Below are 16528 nucleotides of genomic sequence, written 5' to 3' on the forward strand. Positions count from 1 at the left end.
AGGAACGGCATTCGCTTGCGACAGCCACACTGGTTTTTTTTAACAATGAGAGGTGATTATGAACATCAAGACTCTGGCGTTTCCCATGGCGGTAGCGGCCTTCATCGCCCTGGCCGGCTGCTCGACGCCCACGGTGGTCACCCTGCAGAACGGCACCCAGTATCTGACCAAGGACATGCCAAAAACCAAGACCAAGGACGGTTTCTTCGAGTTCGAGGATATTTCCGGAGCCAAGGTCAAAGTCAAGGCCGATGACGTGGCCACGATTCGCCAGGAAGACTGAGCCCGCGAATCGTGTTGCCTGCGCCCCCTGTGTGGCAGGTTTCGAGCACTGCCTTACACTGCGTTAGACCCAGTGCGACCGAATGATGGTGTCGAAATGAAAATGGTCACGCCACTTCTGACTCCCCTCCTCGCGGTCGCCGCTTGGTTTTCAATGAGTCTTTGTGCAAATGCCGCGACACCTGCTCGATCCTTCAATACCAGCTTCGACTGCGCCGCGGCCCGGGGGGCCGTTGAAAAGCTTATCTGTCGCGACGCTCGACTGGCGCAGATGGATATCGAGCTGACGCGCCTGTATCGCCTGGCGCTCACCGATGAGCATTCGGTGCCGCGACCCGACAAAGTCGAGATCGACCAGCGCTTCTGGCTGCTCGCCCGCGATCAATGCGCGACCGAAGCCGATCCCAAGGCATGCACGGTGAGCCACTATGCCGAGCGTGCGCACCAACTGCGCCAAGGCTCGGCCATTGCCAGGACCAAGGACCCCAGCAGGCTCACTGAAGGCCCGCAGGCCTTTCGCTGCACCGGGCTTGGCGCGCTGGTGGCCGCCACGTTCTTCACTGTCGAACCGGCAGTGGTTTACCTGAAATGGGCCAATACCTCGACCACGCTGGAACAGGTGCCGAGTTCGTCCGGAGCCCTGTACCAGGGCAAGGACAACAGGGGCAGCCAAAGCTTCTGGCAAAACGGCAACGATGCCCTGTTGCGGATGCCGGGCGCAGGTGAAATGAGGTGCACGGTTGAACCTGTCAGTTGATCACGGATCATCGAAGGCAACACTGTTCAGTGCATCAAGCCTTCCATGAACCCCGCGACCCCGCTGGCGAGCCTGCGCCGCCATGGCGCGCTGGTCGGGTTGGCCAGGGTCTGGTCTTCGTGGACGAAGCTGCGAATGATCGCGTTGTAGCCGAGCCAGCGCCAAGGTTCGGGCTCCCAGGCCTTGAGCGCGTGCAGTCCGCCCAGGGCAATTACCCACGGTTGGCGAACCCGCTCGGTGTCGCGTTGCAGGATCAGGTCGGCAAGGGTCCTGCCACCCAGGTTGCTGGCACCGACCCCCTCCCCGCCATAACCGCCGGACAGGGCAATACCGCTGGCCTGGTCACAGAGCATATGGGGCTTGAAGTGCCGTGACATGCCCAGGTTGCCGCCCCAGCCATGGGTGATCTGCACATTGCGAAGCTGTGGAAACAGTTCGCCGAACAGATAGCGCCGCAACTCGATTTCGCTACGCGTCAGGTCAAAGTCATGGCGCAGCTTGCCGGCAAACTGATAGCCCCCGCGCGCGCCAAAGATCAGTCGGTTATCTGCCGTCCGTTGGCCATAGGTCACCTGGCGACTGTTTTCGCTGAAGGCCTGGCCATGACTCAGCCCAATCTCGTCCCAGGTGGCGGCCGACAGCGGTTCGGTAGCCACGATCAGGCTTTGCACCGGCAACTGATAACGTCCCAAGGGCGGCAAGGTCACCGAATAGCCTTCGACAGCCGGTACCACCCAGCGGCTGCGCACCGTCGCCTGGGCAGTGCGAAGGCTGCCGGACTGCCAATGATTCACCGGGCTGTTCTCGTAGATCCGCACGCCCATGCGCTCGACCGCGCGTGCCAGTCCCCGGACCAGCTTGGCCGGATGGAGGGTCGCGACATGTGGCGCATAAATAGCGCCATAAGGCTTGGCCAGGCAAATTTGCTGCGCCATCTGCTCCGGGCTCAGCCAGCGGTAGTCGTTTTCGTTGAGACCCTGGCCGTACAGTTTGTCCAGGTACTGGCGCAGTGTGGCCTCCTGCTCGGGGTAGCGAGCGGCACAATAGAGGGCGCCGCCTTTACGATAATCGCAATCGATGCCTTCACGTTCGATGACGCGTTTCACCTCATCAGGGATGTCGTGGAGCAAATCGTAAGAGGCACGACGTTGCTCGGGTGACAACGAAGCGAGCAGCCGGTCTTCGCCCAGCAGATTGCCCATCAACCACCCGCCGTTACGCCCCGAGGCACCGAAACCGGCTGTTTGCGCTTCTATGATGACAATATTCAGGCCAGGAGCCTGTCGCTTCAGGTAGTAGGCGGTCCAGAGCCCGGTGTACCCCGCGCCGATAATCGCGACATCGACATCCAGATCCTGTTCCAGCGCCGCACGCGCCAGCAAAGGCTCGTCGAGTTGGTCCATCCACAAACTGATAGTGCGCCACGCCGGCATTCAAGACTCCGCCACTCAGACTTCGATGGCGTTGATCCTAGTGCACGGGCTCAGGCGCTGTCTTGCGCGCGTGCACGCAAGGACATTTGCCTGACGTAGGCCTTGGGCGACAGGCCGGTGTGCTGGCGGAAACAGCTATAGAACGCCGACAGTGAATTGAACCCGGCGGCAAACGCCAAGGCGTCGATACGCACCGCGGGCATGGCACTGTCCAGCGCATTGAGCAGGTGCTGCAGGCGGGCCTGGTTGACGTAGCGATAGAAGCTCTGCCCCAGCACCTGGTTAAGAAGATAGGAAATCTGGTTGCGACTGTAGCCACACTCCTGTGCCACCCTTTGCAGGTCGAGCCGCGGGTCGAGATAAGGCTGCTGGCGTTGAAAGTACTGCTGCAGGTTGTCGGCCATGAAGCTCAACTGCCGCACCGACAGTCCCAGTCGACTGACCGCCGGGCGCTGGCTGCCGGTGTTTTCGCCGCAGGGCTGTTCATGGACCAGCGAAGCATATTCGTTGACCCGCCAGATCAGCCCGTCCTTCACGGTGATTGCTTCACTGGCGCGAAACGACACCAGCCCCTCACCACCACGCAAAGTGATGCGGTACTGGATGAAAGCAGTGTTGCCGTCCAAGCGGATGCGGTCCGAGTGCTCCAGCGCCTCATCCGGCTCACGGGGCATGCTGCTTTGCACATAGTCACGCAACTGGGCCAGCCCCATCACCCGGTTCTGGAAGAAATCACTGTATCGGACATCGGGGTGATACAACGCCATGACCCCGTCCAGATCGCGGTGTTTCCAGCGCAAGTGGTAAAGCATGACCGTCTCGCCCGTGGCCTGGGTTTGCAGCGGGCCATCATCCTCGGCGTACATGAAAGGTCTCGTCAAAAAGTGCGGAGCTTGCCCAAATTGGCCCGCGCCTTCAATTGCAAATGCGGGCGGGCCATTGCGCAAACGATCACGCACGTGACCTGCATCAAAAAAAGCGCAGCAATTGCCAAACGACCTGAAAAATACACATTTTTTTCACATGCAGCTGCTACTTTTAAAGTCTGTCAATGGTTGAGCCAATGAAGGCTCCTCCCACCTAACCTGAGCTAATGGAAGCGCTCGATGAAGAAGGCGGGCAACACATGAATAAAGGGTTCAGCAAGGTCACTTTTCCAAACGCCTGCCAGCTGATGCGCTGGCATTTCCATCCCATGGGTTTCGAGGCCAGCATGGACGCCCCGGGCAGCATGATCGCCCGTTTGTTTGATCGAGCCAGTGGCGAGACCATGATCGCCATCGCCGGTATCCCCTGCTCGACGGTGATGAACGCCGCCGACGTCGAACGAATAATCGAAGCCGTGGAGGATGAGCTCGAAGCGTTCATTCCTCCGGTGGCCCTCAGGAGTTATGCCTGACGGCCGGACTTCCATCCAAAAGCCCACGATATTGTGGGCTTTGTGTTTTTTACGGGATCAAGGATGTAGAGGGGACGCGTACACCTTGTAGCCAGCGGTGTGGCGATCCGACTTGCCGGCTGTACCTGATTGATCGTTCCCACGCTCTGCGTGGGAATGCATCCTGTGATGCTCCGCGTCACCATTGCGCACGGCTCATGTCATGCGTCGTCAGTGGAACGCGGAGCGTCCCTGGCGGCATTCCCACGCAGAGCATGGGAACGATCAATCGTCGGAACGCCGCCCGGAGCATGCTCGCTCCTACAGGGGATCGAGGTACACCCGTCGAAGTCAGGTCGGCTTTAAGGCCGCCTCGCTTTTGTTTTTGATCTGGGCGCCCCGTTAACCACGATGGCCGAACGCAGGCATTGCGCAGTGGGGAAACCGGCAGGACGCCGGTTTAGCCGCGCTGGGCCAGGGACGGCCCATCGCGGCGACCCACGGAGCAATGCCGGAGAGAGGGCATGCCGAGCCTAAGCGAGGCACCAAGTGGTGGGGCACAGCCTTTTGCTTCCTTTTTGGCGTTTGAAAAAGGGAGTCGCTGTAAAAGCGAAACCATAAGCCGCCGTTACCGCAGCAATGGATATGTACGCAGGCAACCAATTTCACACAGGGCTTCCTGTGACGCCCCGCATCACCGTCGCGCACGACTCAATTAATGCGTCGTCGGCGGAACGCAGAGCGTCCCTGGCGGCATTCCCACGCAGAGCATGGGAACGATCAATCGTCGGAACGCCGCCCGGAGCATGCTCGCTCCTACAGGGGATCGAGGTGCACCTGCAAAAGTCAGGTCGGCTTTAAGGCCGCCTCGCTTTTGTTTTTGATCTGGGCGCCCCACGGAGCAATGCCGGAGAGAGGGCATGCCGAGCCACAGCGAGGCACCGAGTGGTGGGGCAAAGCCTTTTGCTTCCTTTTTGCTGGGCCGGCACTCCGGCGTTTGAAAAAGGGAGTCGCCGTAAGGGCGAAACCATAGGAGGCCGTTACCGCGGCAATGGATATGCACGCAGGCAACCAGTTTCACACAGGGGCTTCCTGTGACGCCCCCGCATCAACGTTGCGCACGGCTCAATTAATACGTTGTCAGTGGAACGCGGAGCGTCCCTGGCGGCATTCCCACGCAGAGCATGGGAACGATCAGAACGCGGACAGATCTGCAATCACGTCCCTATAAGGCCGTCTCGCTTTGGCGTATTTGATCGTATGTAGAGAGGTAAATGTATACCTTGTAAGAGCCGCACCGCAGGCTCCTACATGGGTCATGCCGGCGTTTTGGCCCGCCGATGATCGGCGAAAAACGCCTTGCCCTTGCCGATCCGGTCCGACGCCTTGGGCATGTTCACCGCCTGGGTGTCCTGCGCATCGACATACCAATAGCAATGACTTACCGCCCGGGTAATGCCCACGTATGCAAGGCGCAGAATCTCGTCTTTCTGGGCATTGTCATAAGGCTCAGTGTCGCCAGCCTTGCCCAGGCCCGCCATACGGTACACCTGGTTTTTGTAGGGCGAACGGGTCAGGTGCTGGCAATCGCCGAGCAGGAATACCGCGTCAGCCTGTAGGCCCTTGGCGCTGTGATAGGTCAGTTGCTTGAGGCGTCGTGCTTCAAACGGCAAGCTAGAATCAACATTAAGTACAGGCTTAATATGTTGTTCTATCAATGACTTATCGCTACTTTTTCGATAAAGCATCAAGATTGAATCGCCTTTCCGATAGTGCTCCATCAAGCGCTCGGCCATCCCCTGATCGTCCCGGTCCAGCACATTGACCGGCAGCAAGGCCTTTGGCTCGCCACTGGCCTTGGCCTTCTTGCCCGCGATCGCAGGCGCGGCACGCACGATGTACTCGGCGGCGTCAATGATGTGCTGGTGGCTGCGATAATTGTCGCTGAGCATCACCTTGGTGGTGCTTGGCGACGAGAACGTCTTGTTGAACTCCATGAAATAGGTCGGCGAACTGCCACGCCAGCCGTAAATCGACTGCCAGTCATCGCCTACGCACAGCAATGAAGAATGCTGGGCGCCGCGCCCGACGTGCATCGCCGGCCCGCGACTGCGGATTTCGGCCAGGCTGGCACGGATCCACGAGACAATTTGCGGTGAAACGTCCTGGAACTCGTCGATCATCAAGTGCGACAGCGGCCGCAAGAGCTCGTCACTGAGCAGCTTGAGGTTTTCCGGGGAGTGTTCGCTAAACAGCGCGAACATGCGGTTGTAAGTCATGACCGGCGGTTTCTGGTCGAGCAAATGGTCTTCCAGGGCGCGCCAGTACAGACTCAAGGCCTCGAAGAAAAAGCGGTCCGGGTCATCCTTGGCAAAGCTCATCTGGCCCACAGCCGTCGGCACATCCAGGCCGAGGTTTTCAATGAACCCGGCGGCAGCGACAAAACAGTCCAGCAATGGCGCGGACGCCAGCTCTCCCTTGACCTTGTAATCGAAGCCAGGCCCGGCGCTGGCATCCCCCCCAAGGGACGCCAGCACACGCTTTGATGACTCGTAATTATCAAGCCATATCAATGGATTACGACAGAAAGCTTGAAACAACGTGCGCTTTACCGCGGTTTCCGCACGCAACGTAAGCTTGGCATTTGGCCGGGTCAGTTGCGGATTTTCACCAGGGTCGAATCCCAGCACCACCCAAGCGTCCAGCGAGGCAATGTAACCGTGGCAGTGAAAGGTGCTGCCATTGATATCGAAAGCCTGGCGCTTGGGCTCTATGCCTTTGATCGGCCAGGCGCCAGCGCGAAACCACAAGTCTTCCACCAGGTCGCAGAGCTCTTCATCGCGTTTGGCCGCCAGTTCGGTGACGGCCATACGCTTCTGTACATCGGGGTGGTCGCGCTCCAGCTCCTTGAGTTGCAAAGCGTGGCGGGACAATGGCTTGATCAGCTCGCGAAAACGCTCATCGCGAGTGTGCAACGCGTGATAACAGGCATTGAGTTGCTGACGCTGGGCGTCATTGATGCGTAGATCGAAGGGGTTGCTGTCCACTTCGTCATCCGCGCCTTGCGCTCGGTGACTGAGGTTTTCGAAGGCTTGCAGCCGCTCGAAGCCCGGCAGGCTGCGAACCATCGGCAATATGCGCGAATGGAAGGTGCGCACCAGGTCACGCGCCTCGCGCACACCCAGTGCATGCCCCCAGAGCGCAAACAGCTCAATTAGTTTATTGATGAAGTCCTTGCGCGACTCACGAGTGAACGTCACCACGGTCATCGAGCTCAGTTCGAACCCCAGGTAGTGACTGAGCAGCAGGATACGCAGAACCAGCGTCGTCGACTTGCCCGCTCCCGCACCGGCAATCACCGACGTCGATGGCGTATCACTGAAGATCATTTTCCACTGCGCAGCGCTGGGCTGGGCGTGTGCCGGCAGCAACCGGGCGACGTCGGCTTTCATGCGTTTCTTCAGTTCGGCGGTCAATGGCAGGCGCCAATCGTCGAAAAGATGGACATCGATATTGGGTGGCCGGTGCTCGGTGCAGCGTGAGTCGCGAATCAGCAAGACTTGCCGGCCCTCTTCCAGGCCCTCGAGCTTGCCTTCTTTGTATCCGTAGTCCACCCCGGCGCTATGACCGCTACGAAAACCGTCTGCCTGACCGTGCAACCAAGACGCGCGGTGTTGTGCGCGCAGGCGCGTCAGGCCATGACCAAAAAAGCGCGCGGCCAGGCGCTTGAGCAATGGCATCTCGGCCAGCGGGCGAAGTTCAGGCGGAAGATCGGGGGTGTGTTGCGGCACGCGGACGGACTCCAGGGTGTGAGGCTGTTGAGGGCTATGGTGTCTGTATTTGCTTTTTAGTTCTAGTGAAATGCTTATGACTCATCGACTTATGGGCGATATTGAAGGCTGGATGAGACGCTTTCGAGCGCACTTCCTATCTAATTTATCGATTATTATGCGGCATTTTTTACGCTTTTTATCGATTGTTGCCTGATGGATGATGCCGGTCATCAACAACCGGTCTCGATTCGTGGCCAGGCCTTGCGCCCCATGACGAACCTTTCAGGAGACGATCATGCTTGAACTCAGACCTTTCAACTCGCTTGGCGGCGCTCACCATGGCTGGTTGGATGCTCATCACCACTTTTCGTTCGCCGAATACCATGACCCCAAGCGCATGAACTGGGGCAACTTGCGGGTATGGAACGATGACGTGATTGCCCCGGGCACCGGTTTCCCGCAGCACCCGCACCGGGACATGGAAATCATCACCTATGTCCGTGAAGGCGCAATTACTCACCAGGACAACCTGGGCAACAAGGGTCGCACTGAAGCGGGTGACGTTCAGGTGATGAGCGCCGGCACCGGCATTGCCCACAGCGAATACAACCTGGAAGCTACGCCGACCAAGATCTTTCAGATCTGGATCATTCCCAATGAATCCGGCCTGGCACCTTCCTGGGGCGCAAAGCCATTTCCCAAGGGCCAGCGCGAAGGTTTCGTTACCCTGGCCAGCGGTAAGCCCGGGGACGATCAAAGCCTGCGAATCCGCGCCGATGCGCGCCTGGTGGCGGCAAACCTGAAGGCCGGCGAAACCGCTGAGTATCGCCTGGAGAACGGTCGTCGCGCGTACCTGGTGCCGGCCACGGGTGTCATTGAAGTCAATGGCTTGCGTGCACAAGCTCGAGACGGTGTTGCGGTTGCCCAAGAGCAGGTGTTGCGGGTGACGGCTATCGAGGACAGTGAGATCGTGTTGGTGGATCTGGCTTGATTCAGTAAATGCACCGACGAAAAAAGGGGCGACCATTATTGATCGCCCCTTTTTGCTTGAAACATATCGCTGTCCACGCTGCTGTCTTGACGAGCAAGTCGGATCGCCGCACCGCTCGCTCCTACAGGTTCTACGCAATCCTGTGGGAGCGAGCCTGCTCGCGAAGACGGCATCAATCATTTCGCAGATATAGCGCCATCTACAAGGGTCTGTGCCTCAGCGACCAACTGCTTGAGGTGGTCGTCGCTGACGAAGCTTTCCGCGTAGATCTTGTAGATATCCTCGGTCCCCGACGGACGCGCCGCGAACCAGCCATTTTCGGTCATGACCTTAAGGCCGCCAATGGCCTGGTCGTTACCCGGTGCATGGCTGAGAATGTTCTGGATCGGCTCACCCGCCAGTGTTGTCGAGGTGACCTGATCCGGTGACAGCTTGCTCAACAGGGCCTTTTGTTCCGGGTTGGCCTTGGCATCCACCCGTACCGAGAACGGCTCGCCCAGTTCATCGGTCAGCGCGCGGTAGGCCTGACTTGGGTCGCGACCGGTACGTGCAGTCATTTCAGCCGCCAGCAAGGCCGGGATCAGACCGTCCTTGTCCGTGCACCAGACGCTGCCGTCCTTGCGCAGGAACGAAGCCCCCGCGCTTTCTTCGCCACCAAAACCCAGGGAGCCGTCGAACAGGCCATCGGCAAACCACTTGAAGCCCACAGGCACTTCGTACAGGCGGCGTCCCAGGCGCTTGGCCACGCGGTCGATCAAGCCGCTGCTGACCACGGTTTTACCCACCGCGGCATCGGCTCGCCAGTGCGGGCGGTTCTGGAACAGATAATCGATCGACACGGCCAGGTAGTTGTTCGGCGCCAGCAGGCCGCCAGAGGGAGTCACGATGCCATGGCGGTCGTGATCCGGGTCGCAGGCGAAGGCCACGTCGAAGCGCTCTTTCAGGCCGATCAGCCCCTGCATCGCGTGGCTGGACGATGGGTCCATGCGAATCTGGCCATCCCAGTCGACGGTCATGAAACGGAAAGTCGAGTCGACCTGCCGGTTCACCACGTCCAGGTCCAGGCGATAATGCTCGGCAATCGCCGACCAGTAGCGCACGCCCGCACCACCCAGGGGGTCAACACCCAAGCGTAGCTTGGCATCACGAATGGCGTCGAAATCGATCACGTTGATCAGGTCGGCGACATAGGTGTTGAGGTAGTCGTGGCGATGGGTGGTGCTGGCCTTCAGCGCCTGCTCGTAGCTGATGCGCTTGACCCCGGCGAGCTTGTTCGCCAACAGTTCGTTGGCCTTGGCTTCGATCCACTTGGTGATGTGGGTATCGGCCGGGCCGCCATTGGTCGGGTTGTATTTGTAGCCCCCGCTTTGCGGCGGGTTGTGGGACGGGGTGATGACGATGCCATCCGCCAGGCCAGAGGTACGGCCGCGGTTGTAGCACAGGATCGCATGGGAAACCGCTGGGGTCGGCGTGTATTCGTCACCCTCGGCGATCATCACCGTCACGCCATTGGCCGCCAGCACTTCCAGGGCGCTGGCACCCGCCGGCGTGGACAATGCGTGGGTGTCGATGCCGACGAACAAAGGGCCATTGATGCCCTGGGCCTCGCGATACAGGCAAATGGCCTGGCTGATTGCCAGGACGTGCCATTCGTTGAAACTCAAGTCGAACGAGCTGCCTCGGTGCCCGGACGTACCGAAGGCCACCCGCTGGGTCGAAATGGCGGCGTCGGGTTGGCCGGTGTAATAGGCCGTGACCAGTCGCGGGATGTCTACCAACAATTCTGCCGGTGCCGGTTTGCCCGCAAAAGGACTGAGTGTCATGCAATACCTCTGGAATAGAGTTCAGGAGTAGAAGCGGAGTTTACTGGCAGTTTGACCATAGCGCGATGCAGTTTATCCAGCGCTCGAGGGAATCGTTCCATTGGCATCATTTTGCAAAGGGTCAATCAACGGCTTCAAGGCGCAAGGCGTCCCCCAGCAAGCCCAGCGCGGCGGCCAGTTCCTGGTCGCTGCCAACGCCATGGCTCAAGCGCAAGTGTTGCCCATGCAGCCCTTGCAGACTGAACAACTCGCCGGGCGCAACGACCACCTGCTGCCTGAGCAACCGCTGGAACACCCGGCTCATATCGACCTGGCGCAACGAGCGCAGCCAGATCGTCGCCCCGCCCTGGGGCTCGACGAACTGCAACGCGTCGCCCAGGCGCTCCTGGAGCATCCGGGCCATTTGCTCCTTGCCGTCCTTGAGGCGTCGGCGCAGTACCTGCAGGTGTTGATCGATGCGTCCGTTGCTGTACAAGCGGGCGATGGCTTTCTGGCGAATCGGCGACAAGCGAAAGGCGCGCAACAGGAATTGCCGTTGCAGCTCGCTGCTCATATGGCGCGAGAGCAGGTAGCCATAAGGGGCTTCCGGGCCGATGATCTTTTCGAACGTGGAAAACACCATCAAGCGCTCCGGGGCCAACAGATCGCGAAACCGCCGCTGATCGGGCTCAAACCCGAGTTCTCCATAACAATCGTTTTCCAGTACCCAACTGCCATACCGCTCCAGCAAGTTCGCGATCACCTGCCGGTTCTCATCGGGTGCCCTGCTGCCTCGGGGCATGTTCAGCCCGGACGACACCATCACCAGGCGTACCGGCTCGGCTTCCAGCAGGTCCCGAAGGCACTTGTCGTCCAGGCTACCGTCGCCCAGCAACGGCCATTCGATCACCTTCACACCGGCCGCCTGGAACAAGCGCAGTATCGCCCAGTCACAGGGCGACTCGACGACCACCGCGGCATCCTTGAGATCCAACACGACGATGAGGATTTCCAGCACGCCGCGCAGGTCAGCGCCAATGTAGACATCATCGGCATGCCAGCAGCGCACCGCAGAGGTGGTATAGCGCGCCGCCAATGCGGTACGCAGTTCCAGCTCGCCACAGGGCTGCGCAGACGGCTGTGGCTGGCGCGGGTATTGGCGCAGCAGTTCCCTTTCCAGCAGCAACAAGGGGCTGTCGAGCGGTTGCAGCAAGGCCGGCTCATCCGCGCTCAGGACCAGCATGGCGGGCAGGCGGGCGTTGACATACACACTCTCGAGCAAGTCGCTGCCATCGTAGAGCGTGCTGGTAGGGGCAACCGGCAACGCGTAGTAACCGGACTTGGCCACCGAATACACCCGCCCCTCCTTTTCCAGTAGCGCATAGGCATACTGGATGGTCGAGATCGAAACGCTCAGGCGCCCGGCCAGTTCACGCAAGGATGGTAGTCGTACCCGGCTGTCGCTGACGAGCTCGCTGATCAGGCAGGTCAAGTATCGGTAGACCGACTGATAGGCGAAATCGGTTTCACGTTGTCCTTTCATGGCAGGGGATCGCTTGCGTGGGGGTAGCGGTCACGCTCACTCGAAGAGGCCGGCAACATGCGCATGTTCAACGCCCTGCCGACCGTTCACCGGTCATCGACGCCTCGTCGCTTGCCTGCTCGGGTTCCGAGACAGGGCTGTGGGGCGGGCTCATCGACGTGGCCTCCTGCACCAACGGTTCCATGCGATACAACTTGCCGACCAGGCTGACAGGCAGGCCGCTGACATCGACTATCCACTGCAGGATCTGCTCCGCCACTGGATGCCCCTGCATGGCCCGATGCAACTCGGGCAAGGCCACGAGCATGCCCGGGTGACATTGGCGCAGGAAGCGCTCCAGTGACGCACCTTGCCCGATAAAAGGCGCAAACAGCAGGCACACCCATTGTGCCTCGTTCAGGCCAAGGCTCTGATAAGCCTCGTCGGCGATCAGTGCGCGCTGGCCGGCCAGCTTGTAGGGGTTGCCATATGCGCCGTCTGCCCGTTCACATAAGCGTTCCGATAGCTGGTTACGCCGCATCATCACCAAGGCGCGCTGCAGGTAGTGTGTAACACCTGCCAAGTACGTGCTGCCCTGGACGAAGCAGGATTGCAAACCCCGCAAGTGCGCCGAGACCGCCACACTGACATATTGATTTTCACCAAGATGAGCTGCCAGCTCATCGGGCTGATACCCGAGAAACTCGGTCAGTATCGGCCAACGCTCTTCAAGCTGGCTGACCAGCACGTCGTGGATATCGATGTAGGTCGTGCGGCGACAGGCCTCAAACTGTTCTGCCGGACGCCAGGCCTCCTGGCCGTAGCCTTCATAAAAGGCCTGATAACAGTCGCTGCCGAACTCATCAAGCAACATGAACAACCCGCCGTAATCCGCCGCCTCATGACGGTTCGACGATGCCAGACCAGCCTTGGCGGCCGCGCGCTTGAGCCCTTCGATGAACCGCTTCTGCTGGCGCGGTGAGTCGCCACTGACCAAGGCATCGACGCCATTGTTCCAGCGGGCGATCTGACCATGGAACTCGCCAGTGGCCAGGAAACTGTCGTCCCACAGCTCAAGCGGTCCGTCCACGACGCCACGATGGCCGATCAGTAGCAGGTTCATGCGGTTGGATTCACGTGCGGCGCGCGAGACCGGCGCGCGGTGATCGAACGCCAGCACTTCCCTGTTATCAACCATCAGCACATCGACCCGGGGATCGTCGTAGATGAACAAGGCGTTGTAGCTTCGATGGATGTTATCCAGTGCCAGCTGGCTCATGCCATTGAGCCGCAGGGTCGCCAAGCGCAGCTTGAATGTCGTGGGCGCGCGGGTGGCGATTGTCAACTGTGCGGCTCGCAGCAGTGCCAGGGTGTAGCAACTGTCCCGCGATCCGCACTGGACCACCAATACCTTGTAATTACCTATTCGATCCATTCCTCCGGCAGCCACGGCCAGGCGCTGGATCAACAACTGCAAAGCCGTGCGCTCGGCTCGTGAAAAAAAACTCAACAAGCGTTGCAGCACTTGTTGATAGACATTATTCATCGCCTGATCATGTATATGGCTCATTTCTATTTACCTGATATTCAAAAGTTCGACACAACGCAAACAACTTCACGCATAGCGCAAGGAATGCCCGAAGAGAGATTAATTACTGAACTTTATTACCAAATGCTAACAATAAAGTTTTTTGTCATCATTTGAAATAATTGATCACTGCAAGCCTGATAGGCCCGCAAGGACTGGCGCACAGTAGCTTGGCAGGGGTTTGTTGCGATTGCCTTCGGGATCCTAGGAAATTTCCGACAGCGTCCCACAGACATTTAATACAAAAAATGAGGAAAGTAGCTTCTCGTAATAATGTGCCGACCACGCAGAAAATCACTAGTTGTCGAACATGCGTCAACGACGCGCACTGAAAAGTGTCGGCAAGATACCTGGCCATGACTCATTCCTTGAGATGAAAGTAATCATGCAATTATCAGTACTTGGATGTTGATTAGAAGCTACAGATCGAGAGCAAAAACCGGTTCAGTTGCTGAACCGATCCACCTACAGGCCGGTGGAACGTCTCATGTGGGGAGGCAAAGCGCTAAAAACGCAAGAGTCCGTGCAGGCACGGACTCTTTTGCAGGGGTCAAGCAGGTTCGACTTGCAGCGCAACCCTTTCGCGGCATGGGCATTCGTCCATGTAGCGGTGCGCTTCGACAAACTCGGCGAATGGGAAAACCCGGGTCTTGAGCGGCAGCAACACGCGATCGGCGGTCAGTTGGTTAATGTCACGCAAGGCACGTTGCAGCGCGACCTGGTCCTGGATGATGCCCAGTTCCGGCTTGCCGGTGAAATTGCCGATGCAGTGCACGAAGAACTGAATGTTCTTCTGGAACGCCGCACACGCCGGGAATGGTGTCTGGTTACCGCCCTGCAGGCCGTACAGCACCAGGCTGCCGCGGGGTGCCAGGACATCACCGAGCAACGACATCTGCGGGCCACCCAAACCATCGAACACCACATCCACACCGCGGTTGTCGGTGATCTTGTTGATGCGCATCAACAGGTCTTCTTCCTCGGTGACGATGACTTTCTCGGCACCCAACGACAGCAGGTATTCACGCTCCTCCGCAGTTTTGGTCGCGGCGATCACTCGTACGCCCAAGGCTTTGCCCAGTTGCACGAACGAAGGGCCGGCGCAGTGGCTGGCGTCGGTGACCAGGGCGAATTGCCCCGGTTTGACCCGCGCCAGGTCGACATAGCCAAAATAGGCAATCAACAGCGGCGTGTAATGCACGCTGGCTTCAATCGGGCTGAGCACGTCCGGGTAACGCGTTACCGACGAACGCGGCAGAACGATCAGTTCGCCGTAGACCGGATAATCGTTGGGGCTTTGGGCCGGGAAACTGGCAACCTTGTCACCGACCTCCAGGTCATCGACACCCTCACCGACGGCTGTGACGACACCGGCCATTTCCTGGCCGATACCGGCAGGCAGACGGGCGTGGGATGACGCCAGGTTTTGGCGCCAGAGGGTGTCATACCAGCTGATGCCAATGGCTTCGACGCGCACCTGCACTTCGCCCGGAGCAGGCAGAGCCGCCGCATGCTCTTCGCATTTGAGCACCTCGGCTGGACCAAACTTGTGAAAACGGATCGTGCGGGACATCGCAAACCTCGCCAATTGAACCTCTAATGCCTTGAACTCTAGCTGGGCTTTTAACCCAACACTATCAGTGGCTATTAATAGTCGACATGCCTGTCATTGATTCCGCAGCTGCAGCAACCTCGTCAAATGTCGTAGGAAACCAGAGCAGCTGATGTGGGAAAATTGAATTACTCGGTGCAGAGTACCAGCCTTTCCCCGTAATATTCCTGCTGGCCATTGTTCCCATATGGCCGCTCACGTCAAGTTTGCTGACTCTGCCAGGACTCAAGATGAATCGTAATGACCTGCGTCGTGTCGACCTGAACCTGTTGATCGTGTTCGAAACCCTGATGCACGAACGCAGTGTGACCCGCGCCGCGGAGAAGCTGTTCCTCGGCCAGCCCGCCATCAGTGCGGCGCTCTCGCGCTTGCGCGGGCTGTTCGACGACCCGTTGTTCGTGCGCACCGGCCGCAGCATGGAGCCGTCCGCACGCGCGGTCGAGATCTTCGCCCTACTCTCCCCGGCTCTGGATTCGATTTCCACCGCCGTCAGCCGTGCCGCCGAATTCGACCCCGCCACCAGCACCGCAGTATTTCGCATCGGGCTGTCGGACGACGTCGAATTCGCCCTGCTGCCCATGCTGCTCAAGCGCCTGCGCGCCGAATCGCCGGGGATCGTGCTGGTGGTGCGACGGGTCAACTACATATTGATGCCCAATTTGCTGGCCTCCGGAGAAATCTCCATTGGCGTCAGCTACACCACTGACCTGCCAGCCAATGCCAAGCGCAAAGTATTGCGCCGCAGCTCGCCAAAACTGCTGCGCGCCGACACCGTGCCCGGGCCCTTGAGCCTGGACGACTTCTGCGCGCGACCCCATGCACTGGTGTCGTTCGCCGGTGACCTGAGCGGCTTTATCGATGAAGAACTGGAAAAGCTCGGGCGCAAACGTCATGTGGTGCTGGCAGTGCCGCAATTCAACGGGCTGGGCACACTGTTGAGCGGCACCGACATCGTGGCCACCGTGCCTGACTATACGGCCGATGCACTGACGGCAGCCGGTGGTGTACGGGCGGAAGATCCGCCGTTGCCGGTGCGTAGTTTTGAATTGCACATGGCGTGGCGTGGTTCCCAGGACAATGATCCGGGGGAGCGTTGGTTGAGATCGCGGATACAGATGTTTTTTGGAGATCCGGATAGTCTGGCCTGATCCGATTGATTTATCGAGGCTGATAGACTCTTCGCGAGCAGGCTCGCTCCCACGGCATTGCTTAAATCTAATGTGGGAGCGAGCCTGCTCGCGAATGGCCGCGACTCGATCCAAAGCAGACCATTGCCAATCTGGAAACACACAATTGCCATCAACCGGGTTGATCACCGCCTGACGCAAGGCGCAGGCTAGAGAGCTACCCGGGCTCTCCTATCATTCCGAATGATAGTTACCTTCGCCCC

At 59.2% G+C, this 16528-nt stretch carries 12 protein-coding genes; 5 read left to right on the forward strand and 7 right to left on the reverse strand.

Going from position 1 to position 16528, the window contains the following annotated elements; translation table 11 throughout:
- The first annotated feature begins 58 nt into the window (after positions 1-58).
- The gene (locus PSUM_RS05375) at positions 59-283 is read left to right on the forward strand and encodes a YgdI/YgdR family lipoprotein (protein WP_020800116.1); all 225 of its coding nucleotides are present in this window, start codon (positions 59-61) and stop codon (positions 281-283) included.
- Positions 284-379: 96 nt separating this feature from the next.
- A complete protein-coding gene (locus PSUM_RS05380; RefSeq protein WP_020800117.1) occupies positions 380-1039 on the forward strand; it encodes an MliC family protein in 660 nt (219 codons plus the stop codon).
- A gap of 26 nt (positions 1040-1065) precedes the next feature.
- Here the strand turns inward: PSUM_RS05380 and PSUM_RS05385 are convergent, their stop codons facing one another.
- Complete coding sequence (locus PSUM_RS05385; RefSeq protein ID WP_033043600.1) at positions 1066-2472, reverse strand: NAD(P)/FAD-dependent oxidoreductase; 1407 nt, start codon at positions 2470-2472, stop codon at positions 1066-1068.
- Between the two features lie 50 nt (positions 2473-2522).
- A complete protein-coding gene (locus tag PSUM_RS05390; protein WP_020800119.1) occupies positions 2523-3338 on the reverse strand; it encodes an AraC family transcriptional regulator in 816 nt (271 codons plus the stop codon).
- Positions 3339-3598: 260 nt separating this feature from the next.
- On the opposite strand from PSUM_RS05390, the gene PSUM_RS05395 reads away from it, so the two are divergent.
- On the forward strand, positions 3599-3871 hold the full coding sequence (locus PSUM_RS05395) for a DUF1652 domain-containing protein (protein ID WP_033043601.1): 273 nt from the start codon (positions 3599-3601) through the stop codon (positions 3869-3871).
- A 1295-nt stretch (positions 3872-5166) separates the two neighbouring features.
- Here the strand turns inward: PSUM_RS05395 and PSUM_RS05405 are convergent.
- Positions 5167-7641, reverse strand: a complete 2475-nt coding sequence (locus PSUM_RS05405) for a UvrD-helicase domain-containing protein (RefSeq protein WP_083349149.1) — start codon at positions 7639-7641, stop codon at positions 5167-5169.
- 277 nt (positions 7642-7918) lie between these two features.
- Between PSUM_RS05405 and PSUM_RS05410 the strand changes: the two genes are divergently transcribed.
- Positions 7919-8614, forward strand: coding sequence for a pirin family protein (locus tag PSUM_RS05410; RefSeq protein WP_020797104.1), 696 nt, complete (start codon positions 7919-7921; stop codon positions 8612-8614).
- A gap of 176 nt (positions 8615-8790) precedes the next feature.
- Here PSUM_RS05410 and pgm read toward each other — a convergent pair whose 3' ends face one another.
- From pgm to PSUM_RS05430, 4 genes are all read right to left on the reverse strand, one after another.
- Positions 8791-10437 (reverse strand): phosphoglucomutase (alpha-D-glucose-1,6-bisphosphate-dependent), encoded by a 1647-nt coding sequence (gene pgm, locus PSUM_RS05415; protein ID WP_033043563.1) that lies wholly within the window; start codon positions 10435-10437, stop codon positions 8791-8793.
- 121 nt (positions 10438-10558) lie between these two features.
- Entirely contained in the window at positions 10559-11959 is a 1401-nt protein-coding gene (locus tag PSUM_RS05420; protein WP_020797106.1) for an aminotransferase-like domain-containing protein, read from the reverse strand.
- 67 nt (positions 11960-12026) lie between these two features.
- On the reverse strand, positions 12027-13508 hold the full coding sequence (locus PSUM_RS05425; RefSeq protein ID WP_033043565.1) for a hypothetical protein: 1482 nt from the start codon (positions 13506-13508) through the stop codon (positions 12027-12029).
- A gap of 568 nt (positions 13509-14076) precedes the next feature.
- Complete coding sequence (locus tag PSUM_RS05430) at positions 14077-15099, reverse strand: zinc-dependent alcohol dehydrogenase family protein (protein WP_020797108.1); 1023 nt, start codon at positions 15097-15099, stop codon at positions 14077-14079.
- 269 nt (positions 15100-15368) lie between these two features.
- Between PSUM_RS05430 and PSUM_RS05435 the strand changes: the two genes are divergently transcribed.
- Positions 15369-16286: a LysR family transcriptional regulator gene (locus tag PSUM_RS05435; RefSeq protein ID WP_020797109.1), complete on the forward strand. Its 918-nt coding sequence runs from the start codon at positions 15369-15371 to the stop codon at positions 16284-16286.
- Positions 16287-16528: the final 242 nt, after the last annotated feature.

It is taken from the genome of Pseudomonas umsongensis, from assembly GCF_002236105.1.
Taxonomy (GTDB): domain Bacteria; phylum Pseudomonadota; class Gammaproteobacteria; order Pseudomonadales; family Pseudomonadaceae; genus Aquipseudomonas; species Aquipseudomonas umsongensis.